The sequence below is a fragment of the Pigmentiphaga sp. MLSB6-MA01 genome (assembly GCF_058793475.1).
Map to the genome: position 1 here is coordinate 394,426 of NZ_JBXAFV010000002.1, position 16,158 is coordinate 410,583.

Below are 16,158 nucleotides of genomic sequence, written 5' to 3' on the forward strand. Positions count from 1 at the left end.
GCAGAAGCGGGGCCCGCTACGCCCTTGCCTGCTCCCGCAGATGATCCAGTACCTCGCGCGGGTCGCCCGTGAACACGATGCGCGCCGCCTTCAGCTTGCGCTGGTAGACGTACATCGGATCGTAGTAACCGGTCAACAGTTCCTCGATCCAGGCCCGGTGCGGTTCGACGTCCCCGCTGCGCGCCTGCCCCGCCAGGGCGGCATCCATGATTGTCGCGAGGCGCTGGTGCCGCTCGCCCCCCAGCCGCTTGCGGATGTTGTCCAGGCTTTCGCGCAGGCGCTGGCCGAACGACTCCACGCCCGCCTCCTCGCCATGGATGGCCACGAACTCGGCGCACAGGTCGACCACGTAGTCGCGCAGGATGCGCTCCACGCGATTCTCCAGGCTGTCCTCCAGCCAGACCACCGGATATTCCTGCATGCCCTGGAACAGGCTGACCGGCACGCTGCAACTGCCTATCGCGTGGCTCTCGTCCTCCAGGACGAAGCGGGCATGGCCGGCCGCCCTTTTCTTCAGGATATCGATCGCCAGCTCGTTCTCGAAACCGATCTGCGGCGGTTGCCCGGTGACATGCCTGCCGAAGCTCGATCCGCGATGATGGGCATGTCCTTCCAGGTCCAGCGCATGGTCCAGTTCGCGCAACACATCGGTCTTGCCCGTGCCCGTCATGCCGCCCAGCACGACGAAGCCGCACTCGGCCACGGCCCGCTCCAGCGTGTCCATCAGGAAGCCGCGCATGGCCTTGTAGCCACCCACCACGCGCGGATAGACGATGCCCGCCTCGTCGCGCAGCCACTGCTGGACGATCTGCGAACGCAGGCCACCGCGAAAACAATACAGGCTGCCCTGGGGGTGAGCGCGGGCGAAGGCCGCCCAGGCCTCGATCCGTTCGGTCTTGGTCTGGCCGCGGACCAGTTGATGGCCCAGCGCGATCGCGGCGTCCTGGCCATGCTGCTTGTAGCAGGTGCCGACTTTCTGCCGCTCGATGTCGGTCATCAGCGGCAGGTTGACGGCCCCCGGGAAGGCGCCCTTGCGGAATTCGATGGGCGCGCGAGTGTCCATCAAGGGCACGCCCCGCAGGAACAGCGCGCGATAGTCGTCGATGTCGCCGCGCATCACACCACGTCGACCGCGTAGTCCCGCCGTTCGATCAGTTCCCCGATGGGGTCCAGCGCCAATCCGCACTCGGCGGCCGCCGCCAGGAACTCGGCTTCGCCCTCGGGCGCCACCGCCACCAGCAGGCCGCCGCTGGTCTGCGGATCGCACAAGAGATCGATGCGGTCCTGGCCGATCGGAGCGATGCGCTGGCCGTAGCTGTCGAAATTGCGGCCGGTGCCGCCCGGCACGCAGCCTTCGGCCAGATAGTGCTCCACGCCCGGCAGGCGCGGCACCCTGGCGAACTCGATGCGGGCGCTGACGCCGCTGCCGTCGGCCATCTCCACCAGATGGCCCAGCAGGCCGAAGCCAGTGACGTCGGTCATGGCCTTGACGCCGGCCAGCCGGCCGAAGCGGCTGCCCGGCCGGTTCAACGTGCACATCCAGTCCCGCGCCAGGTTCACATCCTCGCGGCGCAGCTTCGACTTCTTCTCGGCCGTGGTCAGGATGCCGATGCCCAGCGGCTTGGTCAGGTACAGCTTGCAGCCGACGGTGCCGGTATCGTTGCGCTTGAGCCGGGCCTTGTCCACCACACCGGTCACGGCCAACCCGAAAATGGGCTCGGGAGCGTCGATGGAATGCCCGCCCGCCAACGGGATGCCCGCCGCGTCGCAGGCCGCCCGGCCGCCTCGCACCACCTCGCGCGCAACCTCGGGCGGCAGCAGGTTGACCGGCCAGCCCAGGATGGCGATGGCCAGCAGCGGATCGCCGCCCATCGCGTAGATGTCGCTGATGGCGTTGGTGGCGGCGATGCGGCCGAAATCGAAGGGATCGTCGACGATGGGCATGAAGAAATCCGTGGTCGACACGACACCGCGCTCGTCATCCAGGCCGTAGACCGCCGCGTCGTCGCGCGAGGCGTTGCCGACCCACAGGCGCGGGTCGAGATTCTGCGCGCCGCTGCCGGCCAGGATCACATCCAGGACCTTGGGCGATATCTTGCAGCCGCAGCCGGCCCCGTGGCTGTACTGCGTCAGGCGTATGGGAGTGCTCATGGATCGTTCGCAATGGCTTGATGGAGGCCATTCTAGAACACCCGTCCGGGCGACCCTGCGCCGCCCGGCGCCCCTTACTTCCTTTCCGGCATTGCCGACGAGTGATGGCTGGTGATCAGCCATTGTTGCCCGTCCCAGCGATAGGTATAGGTATAGCGAGCCTTGACCGCGGCCCCCGTCCGGGCGAAGGTGAAGGTGTACAGCCCCGAATCGACCGCGGTATTGCACCCCAGCGCGATGCGGCGCTCGTCGACCCGGCCCGCCGGCCGGTCCTCCAGGAAATGATGGAAGTAGTCCTCCTTGGCCTGCGCGCTGTAGCGGGGCTGGTTGGACATGGTGGGCAGCAGCACCGAATCCGGCGCGTAGTTGGCAACCACCCGATGCGGATCCCCGGTCTGCAGCGAGCGGTTCCACCGATCGAACAGGCCGGCGATCTCCTGCTCGCTGACGCCCTTGCAGCTTTCAAGGTGCGGCGCCAGCGCGCCCCCGGACACTCCCGGATTCGTGGCACAGCCGGCCAGCGCACTGGCCAGCACCGCCATTCCCAGACGTTTCATGATCTTCCCCCTTCTTTGTTTTATGGAAGTGAACGCTCAAGCATAGCGGAGAGCCGCCCAGGCCGTGGCGCGTCTCTACTGCCTCGTGATCAGGATCCGCCCCTACCCACCGATCCCTCTGCGCCCCCCACCCCACCTCAACTCCATGCGGATGACAGGACCTACCCCGCAAGCCACGGTGCAGGCCTGCTTCCGGCCCCCGGCCGGCCTGTGCGGGCGCATACGGAGCCGCCGGCGTTTGAGCGGTTGGCGGGGAAGCAAGGGCGCAGCTGTTTGAGCGCGGCTTTCAGGATAGCCCGGGGGGCTATCCTGGCGCGAGTTCTGCGCCCGCCCCGCCAACCGCTCAAACGCCGGGTAGTCCCGGCAAAGCCGGGACCGGCTTCGCTGCGCCCGCACAGGCCGGCCGGGGGCCGGAAGCAGGTCGTCTCAAGAACCAATCCTCCACCCGGCAGTCCAACCATCACTTGCATTTTTATGTCTTATATCTTATATAAGATATAGGATCTACCCTTATAGAAAGTCATCCGCCCCCCTACATCGCAACGACGCAACATAAGTGGTAGATTTAACCGGTTTTCCTTCGGAGCCCATCATGCCGCACAACACGTTCAAAACCCTGAAAGAGTTCAAGGTCGGCAGCAAAACCGGCCAGTATTATTCGCTTCCGGCGCTCGGCAAGGCCCTGGGCGTGGCGGTGGAGCGACTGCCCGTCTCCCTGCGCATCGTGCTGGAATCCGTCCTGCGCAACTGCGACGGCAAGAAAGTCACCGAAGAACACATCAAACAACTGGCCAACTGGAAGCCCAACGCCAGGCGTGAAGAGGAAATCCCCTTTGTCGTCGCCCGCGTCGTGCTCCAGGACTTCACCGGCGTTCCCCTGTTGGCCGACCTGGCCGCCATGCGCAACGTCGCCGCCAAGCTCGACAAGAATCCCAAGGCCATCGAACCCCTGGTTCCGGTGGATCTCGTCGTCGACCACTCCGTCATGATCGACGCCTACGGCACCAAGAATGCCCTCGACATCAACATGAAACTGGAATTCAAGCGCAACCACGAGCGCTACCAGTTCATGAAATGGGGCATGCAGGCCTTCGATACCTTCGGCGTGGTGCCCCCAGGTTTCGGCATCGTCCACCAGGTGAACCTCGAATACCTGGCGCGCGGCGTGCACAAGCGAGACAAGGTCTACTACCCTGACTCGCTGGTGGGCACCGACAGCCACACCACCATGATCAATGGCATCGGCGTGGTCGGCTGGGGGGTGGGCGGCATCGAGGCCGAGGCCGCCATGCTGGGCCAGCCCGTCTATATCCTGACTCCCGATGTCGTCGGCGTGGAACTCAAGGGCAAGCTGCGCGAAGGCGTCACCGCCACCGACCTGGTCCTGACCATCACCGAGATGCTGCGCCGCGAGAAGGTCGTCGGCAAGTTCGTCGAATTCTGTGGCCCGGGCACGGCCAGCCTGACCGTTTCCGAACGCGCCACCATCGGCAACATGGCGCCCGAGTACGGCGCCACCATGGGCTTTTTCCCGGTGGACGAGCGCACCATCGACTTCTTCAAGGGCACCGGCCGCACCAAGGAAGAAATCGACGCCTTCGAAGCCTACTACCGCACCCAGAAGATGTTCGGCGTGCCCAACGCCAAGGACATCGACTACACCAAGCTGCTGACGCTGGACCTGTCCACCGTCGCGCCCTCGCTGGCCGGCCCCAAGCGTCCCCAGGACCGCATCGAGATCGGCGACGTCAAGGCCACCTTCGGCGAACTGTTCAGCAAGCCGGTCGCCGAGAACGGTTTCTCGCAACCCGCGGCCAAGCTCGACCAGGTCTTCACGACCGACAACGGCCTTCCCATCCAGAACGGCGACATCCTGATCGCCGCCATCACCTCCTGCACCAACACGTCCAACCCCAGCGTGCTGCTGGCGGCGGGCCTGCTGGCCAAGAAGGCGGTGAAGGCCGGCCTCAAGGTCAAGCCGCACATCAAGACCTCGCTCGCCCCTGGATCCCGCGTCGTCACCGAATACCTCCGCAAGACCGACCTGCTGCCCTACCTGGAGCAGCTCGGCTTCGACGTGGCGGCCTATGGCTGCACGACCTGCATCGGCAACGCCGGCGACCTCGCGCCCGAATTGAACGACGTCATCACCAAGAACGACCTGGTGTGCGCGGCCGTGCTGTCGGGCAACCGCAACTTCGAGGCCCGCATCCACCCGAACATCAAGGCGAACTTCCTGGCCTCGCCGCCGCTGGTCGTGGCCTATGCCATCGCCGGCACCATGAAGCGCGACCTGATGACCGAGCCTGTGGGCCGCGGCACCAAGGGCGACGTCTACCTGGGCGACATCTGGCCCACCCAGGCGGAAGTCGAGAAACTGATGAAGTACGCCTTGGATCCCAAGGCGTTCAAGAGCAACTATGCCCAGGTCAAGAGCAACCCCGGCAAGCTGTGGCAGGACATCCAGGGCGTGGCCGGGCAGATCTACGACTGGCCCAAGTCGACCTACATCGCCGAACCCCCGTTCTTCGAGGACTTCACGATGGAGCCGGGCGCGGCCAACGCCGTGGTCAAGAACGCCCGGGCCCTGGGCCTGTTCGGCGACTCCATCACCACCGACCACATCTCGCCCGCCGGCTCGATCAAGGAAAGCTCGCCCGCGGGCAAGTATCTGCAAGCCAACGGCGTGATGAAGGCCGACTTCAACAGCTACGGCTCGCGCCGGGGCAATCACGAGGTCATGATGCGCGGCACCTTCGCCAACGTGCGCATCAAGAACCTGATGATCCCGCCCAATGCCGACGGCACGCGCGTCGAAGGCGGCATCACCCTGCACCAGCCCAGCGGCGAACAACTGTCGATCTACGACGCGGCCATGAAGTACATCGGCGAGGGCACGCCCACGGTGATCTTCGGCGGCGAGGAGTACGGCACGGGTTCGTCGCGCGACTGGGCCGCCAAGGGCACGCAATTGCTGGGCGTGAAGGCGGTCATCGCACGCAGCTTCGAGCGCATCCACCGCAGCAACCTGGTGGGCATGGGCGTGCTGCCGCTGCAATTCAAGGCGGGCGACAGCATCCAGTCCCTGAACATCACGGGTCGCGAGACCTATGACATCACCGGACTGGAGCACGGCATCAAGCCGCAGCAGGACGTGACGCTGACCATCCACTACGAGAACGGCACCAGCAAGCAGGTCCCGCTGCTGCTGCGCATTGATACGCCCATTGAAGTGGATTACTACAACCACGGCGGTATCCTGCCCTTCGTCCTGCGCCAGTTGCTGGCAGCCTGAAGCCGGCGGCCCCCCCGGGGCCGCCCCCGAGGCCTGCGCTTGCGGTGCCCCGCGGCACCTGGCGCGGGCCTCGCCGCGTCTGCGCAAGCCACGTCCGGCCACGCTCCGCCGCGAGACGTTTCGGGCCGCACGGTTGCCAGCCCCCTCCCAACGAGACATCCATGCCACGCCAAATCCTCGAAGGCATCCGCATCCTGGAACTGGGCCAGTTGATCGCCGGTCCGTTCGCCGCCAAGACACTGGCCGACTTCGGCGCCGAAATCATCAAGATCGAACCGCCCGGCCAGGGCGACCCGCTGCGCAAGTGGCGCATGCTGCACGAAGGCACCTCGGTCTGGTGGGAAGCCCAGTCGCGCGGCAAGCAGTCCGTGTGCGTGGACCTGCGCCAGCCTGAAGGACAGGAGCTGGTGCGCAGGCTGGCCACGCAGGCCGACGTGCTGATCGAGAATTTTCGCCCCGGCGCCATGGAAAAATGGGGCCTGTCGTGGGACGCCCTGCACGCGCTCAATCCCCGCCTGATCATGCTGCGCGTGTCGGGCTACGGCCAGACCGGCACCAAACGCGACGAACCGGGTTTTGCCGCGATCGGCGAGGCCATGGCCGGCTTGCGCTACCTGACCGGCGAACCGGGACGCCCGCCCGTGCGCGCGGGTTTGTCGCTGGGCGACACGATCGCCGGCCTGCATGGCGCGATGGGCGTGCTGCTGGCGCTGTACGACCGCGACGCGCGCGGCGGCCAGGGGCAGATGATCGATACCGCGCTGTACGAAAGCGTATTCAACCTGAGCGAAAGCCTGCTGCCCGAGTATTCGGTGTTCGGCGCCGTGCGCCAGCCTGCCGGCGGCGCCCTGCCCGGCATCGCGCCCTCGAACGCCTATCCCTGCGCCGATGGCGAATACGTGCTGATCGCCGGCAACGGCGACGGCATCTTCGTGCGCCTGATGCGGCGCATGGGACGCGACGACCTGGCCCAGGACCCCGGCCTTGCCCGCAACGACGGCCGCGCGCAGCGCGCGACGGAACTGGACGAGGCCATCGGCGCCTGGACCCGCACGCTGGACAGCGGCGCGGTGCTGGCGGCGCTGCGCGAGGCCGACGTCCCCGCCGGCCGCATCTACAATGCCCGCGACATCGCCCAGGACCCGCACTACCGCGCCCGGGACATGATCCAGGAGGTCACGTCCGCCAACGGCCTGAAAGTCGAGATGCCCGGCATCGTGCCCAAGCTGTCCGCGCATCCGGGCGCCATCCGCCACCGCGCGCCGACCCTGGGCGAACACACCGATGCCGTGCTGCGCGGCGCGGGCCTGGACGACGAGGCGTTGCGGACACTGCGCGGCAAGGGAGTGATCGCATGATCGAGATCAACGAGGTCGGGCCGCGCGACGGGCTGCAGATCGAGCCAGCCTTCGTCCCCACCGACGACAAGGTCGCGCTGGTCGATGCGCTGTCCGACTGCGGCTTCGCCCGCATCGAGGTCACCAGCTTCACCTCGGCCCGGGCCATTCCCGCGCTGGCCGACGCCGAGGCCGTCATGCGGCGCATCCGCCGCCGGCCCGGCGTGATCTACACCTGCCTGGTGCCCAACCTGCGCGGCATGGAACGCGCGCTGGACAGCGGCGCCGACGCGCTCAACCTGGTGATGTCGGTCAGCGAGACCCACAACCAGGCCAACCTGCGGATGACGCGCGAGCAATCCACGGCCCAGCTGCTGGCCATGCTCGAGCGCGCCGGGCAGGCCGGCGTGCCCTGCAACGTATCGTTGTCCACCACGTTCGGCTGCCCGTTCGAGGGCGACATCGCGCCATCCGAGGCAGGTCGGCTGGCGCGGCTTTTCGCTGGCGCCGGCGCCGCCGGGATCACGCTTTGCGACACCACGGGCATGGCCTACCCCACGCAGGTGGCGGATCTGGCGGCATCGCTGGCCACCGCCCTGCCCGCCTCGGCCCCCTTGACCCTGCATCTGCACAACACCCGCGGCATGGCGCTGGCCAACGCGCTGGCGGCCTGGCAGGCCGGCATGCGCCGTTTCGACGCCGCCGTGGGCGGCCTGGGAGGCTGCCCCTACGCGCCGGGCGCCAGCGGCAACGCCAGCACCGAGGAACTCGTCCACATGTTCGCCTGCATGGGCGTGGACACCGGCGTCTCGCTCGCCCCGCTGATGGAGATCGTGGCCACGCTGCCCGGGCTGGTGAAACGCGAAGTGCCCAGCCAATTGCTGGCCGCGGGACCGCGCCTGCGCACTCATCCCGCGCCGGGGAGATAAACTAGCGGATTCACACCATCCTTTCGTCAGCCGCGACCCCTCTATGGCCCGTTCCCGCAGCACATCCTCCTCCCGCCTCAATCGCGATGCCGAAAAACTCGTCTCGCTGTCCCTGTCGCTCAACGGCTCGGGCAGCCGGGTCGAGGACCGCTACTGGGAGGGGGAACTGGGCGCGCTGCTGGAAAAGCTCATGCACGGCGGGCAGGACACCGCCATCGAGGCCGCGCTCGAAGTCCTGTACCAGCACAACGCCGGCGCCTACGAGATCCTGGTCGAGCAGGCCGAGACCCTGTCGGAATCGCTCACGCTGCAGAAGGAAGGCGCGGACCACGACGTGCTGCTGGTGGTCGCGCCGGTGGTGGCCTGGACCCGCTTCAGCATTCCCTACGGTCCCATACGCCTCGGCCTGCTGGACGCACTGAAGGCCCAGTTGCACGGCCATATCCTGGCCGCCGATGTGCGCCTGGCCATGGCGCCTGAACTCTACAGCGTGGACCAGATGCCGCGCTCGTTCAGCGCCACCCGGCTATGGCTGAACCGCCTGGGCGCCCAGGCACTGGGGCTGACGCTGCCCCGCATGCCCGCCACCGACAGCGCCACCGAGGTCGCGAACCTGCTGGCCGACACCCGCTACGTCGTGGCGGCCGTCGCCGTGCCACGGGGGGCTCCGGTATTTCGCTGGCAGGAGAACCCTGGCAAACCCGAGCACACGCGCGAAAGCTGCCTGGCGCAATGGGAGGCCCAGGCCACGCCGCTGTTCGCCGACCTGCTGCCGGGCTGCGGCTTCGAATGCCTGCTGCCCGATGCCTATTACGTCAACAACCGCGAGGCCGACCGGCGCGTGCGGCCGTTGTCGCTACGCGCGGCGGTCGCCTGGCTGGAAGCCACGCTGGAACTCGCGCCCGACCAATTGCGTGCCGTCATCGCCGCCTGCGGCGAGACCGAGGTCGAGGAATACCGGATCGGCTTCACCCAGCGCCAAAGCAACGATGTCATCTATGGCTCGGCCTGGCCGTTGTTCGGCCGGGACGACGACAATCCCGACACCCCGGCCATGGACGTGATCGCCGACCAGTTGCGGGAACTGGGCGTGACCGACCTGCGCAAGTTGCAGGGCCTGCTGCCCCTGGATTTCTGCGACGACTGCGGCGCGCCGTATTTCCCCAACCCGCTGGGGGAAATGGTCCACGCCGAGCCTCCCGAGGACGCCGACACCGGTCCCGCCCATTTCCACTGAGCGGGACACGGCAGGCGTTCAGGCCGCGCGCGGGCTCGCCTCGGACGCCTCCTCGGGACGGCTGGCATAACGCCGCGCCAGCACCGCGCACACCATCAGCTGCATCTGGTGGAAGATCATGAGGGGCAACACGATGGCACCGGCCGCGCTGCTGGACAGCAGCACCTTGGCCATGGGGATGCCTGTCGCCAGGCTTTTCTTGGATCCGCAGAAGACGATGGTGATTTCGTCTTCCTTCGAGAACCCCAGCGCGCGGCTGATGACCGTGGTGGCCAGCAGCGCCGCGGCCAGGATCACCGCGCAGGCCACCAGCACGCCAGCCAGCGTCGCGGTCGAGGTCTGGTGCCAGAGGCCGCCCACCACAGCCTCGCTGAAGGCCGAATAGACCACCAACAGGATCGAACCCTGGTCCACATATTTGAGCACCGCGCGATGCCGCGCGACCCAGCCGCCTATCCAGCGGCGCATCACCTGCCCCGCCACGAAGGGCAGCAGCAGCTGCACCAGGATCTTGCCCACCGCATCGAACGAGAAAGCCGCCTCGCCCGCGGTGCTCATCATCAGCTTGACCAGCACCGGCGTCAGGAAGATGCCCAGCAGGCTGGAGGCCGAGGCGCTGCAGATGGCCGCCGGGATGTTGCCGCGCGCGATGGACGTCAGCGCGATGGCCGACTGCACCGTGGCCGGCAAGGCGCACAGGAACAGGATACCCAGGTACAGATCGGGGGTGACCAGCGGCGCCAGGAGCGGCTTGAACGCCATCCCCAGGAGGGGAAACATGACGAAGGTAAAGGCGAAGATCAGCAGATGCAGCCGCCAGTGGGTGGCGCCCGCGACGATGGCCTCGCGCGACAACTTGGCGCCGTGCAGGAAGAACAGCAGTCCGATGGCGATATTGGTGACCCAGTCGAACACCACGGCCGTCTGCCCGGAACATGGCAGGAAGCTGGCAAGCGTGACGACGACGATGAGGCTGAGTGTGAAATTGTCTGGCAGGAAGCGTGGACGAGTCATGGGAAGGGCCGAGAAACAAAGGAAACTTGCGCCCGGCGCCGGGCATGAGGCCTCGCGGCGCCTCCGGACGAAGCCGGTCGCTGGTCCCGCCGCAGCGGCATGGCGCGCTGGCGGCCAGCGGCCGGAGGGCGGATCCGGCCAAGGGTAAACACGGATTATCGTCCTTTGTCGACCCCCTGCCCAGCCCGCAGTCGGTGCATCTGTTGTGCGCCACGGTCAAAGATCCACGCCCGTATCCCTCCCGCAACGGAGGCCTGTGGACCACGAGCGATGGTCTTTGCCGCATAATCGCAGCGAATTCGACCTCTTTCCGGAGTCCCGCATGACCGACCCGATCGCCAAGCCGGCCCAGCAGCCTATCCAGGTCTACTCGTGGCCGACGCCCAATGGCCACAAAGTGCACATCATGCTTGAGGAGTGCAAGCTTCCCTACGAGGTCACGGGAATCAACATCGGGGCCGGCGACCAGTTCAAGGAAGAATTCCTGGCCGTCAGCCCCAACAACAAGATACCCGCCATCGTCGACCCCGACGGGCCCGACGGCAAACCGATCTCGCTGTTCGAGTCGGGCGCCATCCTGGTCTACCTGGCCGGCAAGACCGGCAAGTTCCTGGGCAAGACCGACCGCGAACGCTACAACACGCTGCAATGGCTGATGTTCCAGATGGGCGGCGTCGGCCCCATGTTCGGCCAGGCCCATCATTTCCGGCTGTACGCGCCCGAGCGCATCGAATACGCCACCAACCGCTACACCAACGAAGCCCGGCGGCTGTACAGCGTCATGGACAAGCAACTGTCGCGCCAGGCCTTCCTGGCGGGACGCGCCTATACCATCGCCGACATCGCCACCTGGCCCTGGACCCGCTCGCACACCAACCAGGGCGTGGACCTGGCGGACTTCCCCAACGTCAAACGCTGGTTCGACGAGATCCACGCCCGCCCGGCCGTGCAGCGCGGCATCCAGGTCCTGGCCGACCAGCGCAAGCCGCAGGACGCCACCGCGAAGGAGAACCTGTTCGGCGCCACGCAGTACCAGCGCCGCTGATACGCCTGGGGCGCCCGGCCAGGCCGCCGCGCCGCGACCCTCAGGCCAGCCAGACGCCCAGCACCGGTGCCAGCAGCACCATCGCCAGGCCGCTGAATATCATCAGGAGGCTGGCCATCACGCCGGCCTCCTCGCCCAGTTCCCGCGCCCTGGCGGTGCCCAGCGCATGGGCCGCCGCGCCGTAGGATGCGCCACTGGCCAGTCCCGAGCGGCGCGGCATCAGGGCCAGGATCAACTCGCCGGTCAGCATGCCGGCCAGTCCGGTGAAAACCACGAACATCGCCGCCAGGTCGGCGTTGCCGCCGAAACGGTCCGCCGTGGCCAGGGCGAAAGGCGTGGACACCGAGCGCACCAGCAGACTGTGGGCGACCTCGGGCGCCAGATGGAAGGCCCGCGCCAGCCACCAGGAGCTCGCCAGGGCCGCCGTCACGCCTGCCACCGTGCCCACGGCCAGGGCCGGCCACAGCTCCCGGATCAGGCGCCGGTACTGGTAGATCGGTACCGCGAACGCGACCGTGGCCGGGCCCAGAAACCACAGCAGCACGCGCGTGTCGGCCGTGTACTCGTCCAGGGGAATGCCCGTGGCCAGCAACAGGCCCAGCAGCGCGAGGGGGGTCAGCAGGATGGGATGCGTCCAGAACCGCGGGTGGCGGGCATAGAGCAGCTTGTTCAGGTAGTACAGGGCGACCGTGGTCACCACGCACAGGACGATGATCATGGCGCCACCTTCGCCGGGGTGCCGACACGGCGCCGCCGGGCGATCCATTCCACGGTCACGGCGGTGACCAGCATGACGCAGGCATTGCCCAGCACGATGACCGCGGCCAGCTTCAATCCGTCGGTCCTGAGCAGGTCCTGGTAGCGCACCATCGCGACGACGGCAGGAATGAAGAACACCAGCATATCGGCCAGCAGCCATTGCGCGCCCTGGTCGATGCGGTGAAGCGGCAGGCGGCCGCTCAGCAGCAGCGCCAGCACGGCGAACAGGCCCACCACTCCGCCGGGGATGGGCAGGCCGGCCCAGCGCACGGCGCTATCGGCGGCCCACCAGACGGCGACCAGGGCCAGGACTTGCGAGACGCGTACGGCGAGGGAAGAAAACAGAGAACGTTGCATGGTGGATCTACGGGTATACCCGCAATTCTAGGCAAACCCCTCACATTTATAAAATGAATAAAATCCATATGGAAAATTCCAATATGGAATGATATGGATTTGCGTGCCCTGCGGTACTTCGTCGAAGTCATCCAGCGCCAGAGCTATACGGCCGCCGCGCGGGCGCTATTCGTCACCCAGCCCACGGTCAGCAAGATGATCCGGCAACTGGAGGACGAATTGGGCACCCCCGTACTGCGCAAGCTCGGCCGCCGCATCGAACCCACCGACACCGGCCGCATCGTGCTGGAACGCGGCCGGCAACTGCTGGCCTTGCATGCCCAGTTGCAGGCCGAACTGTCCGACGTGCGGCAGGCCGCCCGGGGCGAACTGGTCGTCGGCACGCCGCCGCTGGCGCACCACCTCCTGGCGCCCCTGCTTACGCGCTTCCACCAGGACTATCCCGGGGTCGAACTGAGGCTGTTCGAGCGTGGCTCGCGCTCGGTCGAGGATGAACTGAAATCGGGCACGCTCGAGATCGGCGCCATGCTGCTGCCGGCGGACGAGAAGGAATACGACACCCTGCCCATCTGCAACTTCCCCCTGCGCCTGATCGTGCCCGCATCGTCGCACTGGGCCGGCCGCGAACAGGTCCGGCTGGACGAACTGGCCGCCGAATCCTTCATCTTCTACGGCGAAGGTTTCATGCTGAACGAGGTGGTCCACGCCGCCTGCGTCCAGGCGGGCTTCACGCCGCGGATCGCCGGCCGCAGCAGCCAATGGGATTTCATTGCGTCCATGGTGGCCGCCGGCGTCGGACTCGCACTGCTGCCGGAACTGTTCAGCCGCCAGCTGGACCGCTCCCGGCTGGCCGTGGTCCCGCTGGAAGATCCCCAGTTGTGGTGGCACCTGGCCTTTGCCTGGCGCCGCGGCCGCTACCTGTCGTTCGCCGCGCGCGCCTGGCTGGACCTGGCCCGCCGCATGCTGCCCGGCGACGGCCGCGCCACGGGCGATAATGCCCGTCTTTGGGACGAGGAAAACCGCTGATGCGCGCCGACATCTTCTGCCGCGTGATCGACAACTACGGCGATATCGGCGTGTGCTGGCGCCTGGCCCGCCAACTGGCGCGGGAACACGGCTGGCGGGTGCGCCTGTGGGTGGACGACCTGCCCGTCATGGCACGGCTCGCGCCCCGCATCGATCCCAGGGCGGCGGCGCAACGCGCCGACGGCGTGGACATCGTCCATTGGACCCGCCCGGCGCCGCCGCTGGAGCCGGGCGACGCGGTCATCGAAGCCTTCGCCTGCGACCCGCCCGCCGAATTCGTCCAACGCATGCGGGACCGGGTCCGCCCGCCCGTCTGGGTCAACCTGGAATACCTCAGCGCCGAAGAGTGGGTCGAGAACTGCCACGCCCTGCCCTCGCTCCAGCCGGACGGCCTGCGCAAATACTTCTTCTTTCCCGGGTTCACGCCCGCGACCGGCGGACTGCTGCGCGAGCGCGGCCTGCTGGCCGAACGCGATGCGCTGCAGGCCGACCCGGCCATCCGGGCCGCCTTCCTGCGCGGCGCCGGCCTGCCCCAGCCCGACCCAGGCGAACGTCTGGTCACCCTGTTCTGCTATCCCGACGCTCCCGCATCCGCCCTGGCCGACAGGCTGGCCAACGGCGACACGCCCACGCTGCTGGCCATCCCGCCCGGCGTCGCCCCCTACCTGACCGAGTCCGCGCGCGGCCGCCTGCGCATCGCGCGGGCTCCTTTCCTGCCCCAGGCCGACTACGACCGCCTGCTCTGGAGCGCCGACCTGAACTTCGTCCGGGGCGAGGACTCCTTCATCCGCGCCCAATGGGCCGGCCGGCCCATGGTCTGGCACATCTACCCGCAGGCCGAGGCCGCCCATGTCGACAAGCTGCACGCCTGGCTGCGGCGCTACCCGGCGCCGGAAGCAGCCCGGGCGCTGCAGACCGCCTGGAACGGCGATGCCGGAGCGGCCCGCTTCCCGCAATCGCTGGCCGAGTCGTTGGCGCCGGCGGTTTTCGAAACCTGGCGGCAGGCCGCCCGCGGCTGGAGCGACACCCTGGCGGCCCAACCCGACCTGGCCACACAATTGGCCGATTTCTGCATGGCACGACAGGAAAACCAGGCTTGACGCTAGCTGAAATACCCAGTCCCGAGCTATACTAATTGGCTGCACAGGCCATTATGGCCGTCTTTGGACATCGCGGCGCCCGCGCCGGCTGTCACTAGCATCTCCTCCCCTAAGGTTGCTCCAGCATGAAAATCGCTCAGGAACTGCGCGTCGGCAACGTCATCATGGTCGGCAAGGATCCCCTGGTCGTCCTGAAGGCCGAATACAACAAATCCGGCCGCAACGCCGCCGTCGTCAAGATGAAGCTCAAGAACCTGCTGACCGGTTCGGGCACGGAATCCGTCTACAAGGCCGACGAAAAATTCGAGATCCTGGTGCTCGAGCGCCGCGAGTGCACCTACTCGTACTTCGCCGATCCCATGTATGTCTTCATGGACACCGAGTACAACCAGTACGAGGTCGAGGCCGAGAGCATGGGCGACGCCCTGCACTACCTGGAAGAAGGCATGCCCGTCGAGGTGGTCTTCTACGAAGGCCGCGCGATCTCGGTGGAAATGCCCACCATCGTCGTGCGCGAGATCGTCTACACCGAACCCGCCGTGCGCGGCGACACCTCGGGCAAGGTCATGAAGCCCGCCAAGGTCAACACCGGCTACGAACTGCCGGTGCCGCTGTTCTGCGAAATCGGCGACAAGATCGAGATCGACACCCGCACGGGCGAGTACCGTAGCAGGGTGAAATAACCCCCCCCTACGCGCTTACGCGCGCCCCCCAGGGGGCGTCGAAGTGGACCGGCGAAGCCGGATCCACTTCGACTCGTCTTTCTTGGGGGCCTGTGGCCCCCTCTCCCCCATAGTTTCGTCTATTGGTTTGCTTGCGCTTTTTTGGCGCAGGGCAGGCGCAGGTTCGCCCCGCTTTGCGGGACGAACAACGTCGTTATTGCAGGCGGTCGTCGTCCAGGAGGGCGGGGATGGGGGCTACGGCTATGCCTTCCTCAGTCAGGGATCGGCGCTCTTCCTGGGTGGCCACGCCGCGAATGGGGCGTTCGGGAGCGTCGCCATGGTGGATGCGGCGGGCTTCGGTGGCGAAGCGTTCGCCTACGTTTTCGGTCTGGCGCAGGGCCTCGCGCAGTTGCTGCAACATGGCGGCCTGCATGTCGGGGGACATGGGGGCCTTGCCCGGCTCACGGGAAGCCGGCGCGGCCGGCGCCTTGCTGCCCGATACATTCAGCATGGGCGCCGACAGTTTCTTGTCGATGGATTTGCTGTCGCACAACGGGCAGCTGATCAGGCCGCGTTCGCGCTGCGTGTCGAAATCGGCGTGCGAACTGAACCAGCCTTCGAATACGTGGCCGTGTTCACATTGCAGATCGAAAACCTTGAATGCCATGGATGATGCGCCTGTCGCCCCG

General features: G+C 67.1%; 15 protein-coding genes. 8 read left to right on the forward strand and 7 right to left on the reverse strand.

Annotated features, from left to right (window positions below; all coding sequences use genetic code 11):
- Positions 1-16: 16 nt before the first annotated feature.
- The 3 genes from mnmH to AC1Q6E_RS05130 form a co-directional block, all read right to left on the reverse strand.
- Positions 17-1,117 carry a tRNA 2-selenouridine(34) synthase MnmH gene (gene mnmH / locus AC1Q6E_RS05120; protein ID WP_296560445.1) on the reverse strand — a complete coding sequence of 367 codons (1,101 nt, stop codon included), beginning with the start codon at positions 1,115-1,117 and terminating at the stop codon, positions 17-19.
- Positions 1,117-2,151, reverse strand: a complete 1,035-nt coding sequence (gene selD, locus AC1Q6E_RS05125) for a selenide, water dikinase SelD (RefSeq protein WP_296560443.1) — start codon at positions 2,149-2,151, stop codon at positions 1,117-1,119. The genes mnmH and selD overlap by 1 nt, the downstream gene beginning before the upstream one ends.
- Positions 2,152-2,225: 74 nt before the next feature.
- Positions 2,226-2,708 carry an SgcJ/EcaC family oxidoreductase gene (locus tag AC1Q6E_RS05130; RefSeq protein ID WP_296560441.1) on the reverse strand — a complete coding sequence of 161 codons (483 nt, stop codon included), beginning with the start codon at positions 2,706-2,708 and terminating at the stop codon, positions 2,226-2,228.
- Between the two features lie 592 nt (positions 2,709-3,300).
- Here AC1Q6E_RS05130 and acnA point away from each other — a divergent pair.
- From acnA to AC1Q6E_RS05150, 4 genes are all read left to right on the forward strand, one after another.
- Positions 3,301-6,003, forward strand: a complete 2,703-nt coding sequence (gene acnA, locus AC1Q6E_RS05135; protein ID WP_152797581.1) for an aconitate hydratase AcnA — start codon at positions 3,301-3,303, stop codon at positions 6,001-6,003.
- A gap of 161 nt (positions 6,004-6,164) precedes the next feature.
- A complete protein-coding gene (locus AC1Q6E_RS05140) occupies positions 6,165-7,361 on the forward strand; it encodes a CaiB/BaiF CoA transferase family protein (protein ID WP_296556812.1) in 1,197 nt (398 codons plus the stop codon).
- Entirely contained in the window at positions 7,358-8,269 is a 912-nt protein-coding gene (locus AC1Q6E_RS05145) for a hydroxymethylglutaryl-CoA lyase (protein ID WP_152797579.1), read from the forward strand. Before AC1Q6E_RS05140 ends, AC1Q6E_RS05145 begins: the two co-directional genes overlap by 4 nt.
- A gap of 43 nt (positions 8,270-8,312) precedes the next feature.
- Positions 8,313-9,506: a DUF2863 family protein gene (locus tag AC1Q6E_RS05150; protein ID WP_152797578.1), complete on the forward strand. Its 1,194-nt coding sequence runs from the start codon at positions 8,313-8,315 to the stop codon at positions 9,504-9,506.
- Positions 9,507-9,524: 18 nt separating this feature from the next.
- Here AC1Q6E_RS05150 and AC1Q6E_RS05155 read toward each other — a convergent pair whose 3' ends face one another.
- Positions 9,525-10,520 (reverse strand): bile acid:sodium symporter family protein, encoded by a 996-nt coding sequence (locus AC1Q6E_RS05155; protein WP_152797577.1) that lies wholly within the window; start codon positions 10,518-10,520, stop codon positions 9,525-9,527.
- Positions 10,521-10,842: 322 nt separating this feature from the next.
- Here AC1Q6E_RS05155 and AC1Q6E_RS05160 point away from each other — a divergent pair, with 322 nt between their 5' ends.
- Positions 10,843-11,565, forward strand: a complete 723-nt coding sequence (locus tag AC1Q6E_RS05160; protein WP_152797576.1) for a glutathione binding-like protein — start codon at positions 10,843-10,845, stop codon at positions 11,563-11,565.
- Positions 11,566-11,605: 40 nt separating this feature from the next.
- On the opposite strand, the gene AC1Q6E_RS05165 is transcribed toward AC1Q6E_RS05160, so the two are convergent.
- Both AC1Q6E_RS05165 and AC1Q6E_RS05170 read right to left on the reverse strand, forming a co-directional pair.
- Entirely contained in the window at positions 11,606-12,283 is a 678-nt protein-coding gene (locus AC1Q6E_RS05165; protein WP_492572329.1) for an LrgB family protein, read from the reverse strand.
- A complete protein-coding gene (locus AC1Q6E_RS05170; protein ID WP_492572330.1) occupies positions 12,280-12,681 on the reverse strand; it encodes a CidA/LrgA family protein in 402 nt (133 codons plus the stop codon). Before AC1Q6E_RS05170 ends, AC1Q6E_RS05165 begins: the two co-directional genes overlap by 4 nt.
- Positions 12,682-12,774: 93 nt before the next feature.
- On the opposite strand from AC1Q6E_RS05170, the gene AC1Q6E_RS05175 reads away from it, so the two are divergent.
- From AC1Q6E_RS05175 to efp, 3 genes are all read left to right on the forward strand, one after another.
- Positions 12,775-13,707: a LysR family transcriptional regulator gene (locus AC1Q6E_RS05175; protein ID WP_492572331.1), complete on the forward strand. Its 933-nt coding sequence runs from the start codon at positions 12,775-12,777 to the stop codon at positions 13,705-13,707.
- Positions 13,707-14,807: an elongation factor P maturation arginine rhamnosyltransferase EarP gene (gene earP / locus AC1Q6E_RS05180; RefSeq protein WP_492572332.1), complete on the forward strand. Its 1,101-nt coding sequence runs from the start codon at positions 13,707-13,709 to the stop codon at positions 14,805-14,807. The genes AC1Q6E_RS05175 and earP overlap by 1 nt, the downstream gene beginning before the upstream one ends.
- 125 nt (positions 14,808-14,932) lie before the next feature.
- Positions 14,933-15,490 (forward strand): elongation factor P, encoded by a 558-nt coding sequence (efp, locus tag AC1Q6E_RS05185; protein WP_124689762.1) that lies wholly within the window; start codon positions 14,933-14,935, stop codon positions 15,488-15,490.
- A gap of 193 nt (positions 15,491-15,683) precedes the next feature.
- Here efp and AC1Q6E_RS05190 read toward each other — a convergent pair whose 3' ends face one another.
- Positions 15,684-16,136 carry a DUF1178 family protein gene (locus tag AC1Q6E_RS05190; RefSeq protein ID WP_152797571.1) on the reverse strand — a complete coding sequence of 151 codons (453 nt, stop codon included), beginning with the start codon at positions 16,134-16,136 and terminating at the stop codon, positions 15,684-15,686.
- Between the last annotated feature and the right edge of the window lie 22 nt (positions 16,137-16,158).

Bases quoted from the DNA above. Each gene is read 5' to 3' on its own strand.
- mnmH (WP_296560445.1), bottom strand. From the start codon at position 1,117: ATGCGCGGCGACATCGACGACTATCGCGCGCTGTTCCTGCGGGGCGTG.
- selD (WP_296560443.1), bottom strand. From the start codon at position 2,151: ATGAGCACTCCCATACGCCTGACGCAGTACAGCCACGGGGCCGGCTGC.
- AC1Q6E_RS05130 (WP_296560441.1), bottom strand. From the start codon at position 2,708: ATGAAACGTCTGGGAATGGCGGTGCTGGCCAGTGCGCTGGCCGGCTGT.
- acnA (WP_152797581.1), top strand. From the start codon at position 3,301: ATGCCGCACAACACGTTCAAAACCCTGAAAGAGTTCAAGGTCGGCAGC.
- AC1Q6E_RS05140 (WP_296556812.1), top strand. From the start codon at position 6,165: ATGCCACGCCAAATCCTCGAAGGCATCCGCATCCTGGAACTGGGCCAG.
- AC1Q6E_RS05145 (WP_152797579.1), top strand. From the start codon at position 7,358: ATGATCGAGATCAACGAGGTCGGGCCGCGCGACGGGCTGCAGATCGAG.
- AC1Q6E_RS05150 (WP_152797578.1), top strand. From the start codon at position 8,313: ATGGCCCGTTCCCGCAGCACATCCTCCTCCCGCCTCAATCGCGATGCC.
- AC1Q6E_RS05155 (WP_152797577.1), bottom strand. From the start codon at position 10,520: ATGACTCGTCCACGCTTCCTGCCAGACAATTTCACACTCAGCCTCATC.
- AC1Q6E_RS05160 (WP_152797576.1), top strand. From the start codon at position 10,843: ATGACCGACCCGATCGCCAAGCCGGCCCAGCAGCCTATCCAGGTCTAC.
- AC1Q6E_RS05165 (WP_492572329.1), bottom strand. From the start codon at position 12,283: ATGATCATCGTCCTGTGCGTGGTGACCACGGTCGCCCTGTACTACCTG.
- AC1Q6E_RS05170 (WP_492572330.1), bottom strand. From the start codon at position 12,681: ATGCAACGTTCTCTGTTTTCTTCCCTCGCCGTACGCGTCTCGCAAGTC.
- AC1Q6E_RS05175 (WP_492572331.1), top strand. From the start codon at position 12,775: ATGGATTTGCGTGCCCTGCGGTACTTCGTCGAAGTCATCCAGCGCCAG.
- earP (WP_492572332.1), top strand. From the start codon at position 13,707: ATGCGCGCCGACATCTTCTGCCGCGTGATCGACAACTACGGCGATATC.
- efp (WP_124689762.1), top strand. From the start codon at position 14,933: ATGAAAATCGCTCAGGAACTGCGCGTCGGCAACGTCATCATGGTCGGC.
- AC1Q6E_RS05190 (WP_152797571.1), bottom strand. From the start codon at position 16,136: ATGGCATTCAAGGTTTTCGATCTGCAATGTGAACACGGCCACGTATTC.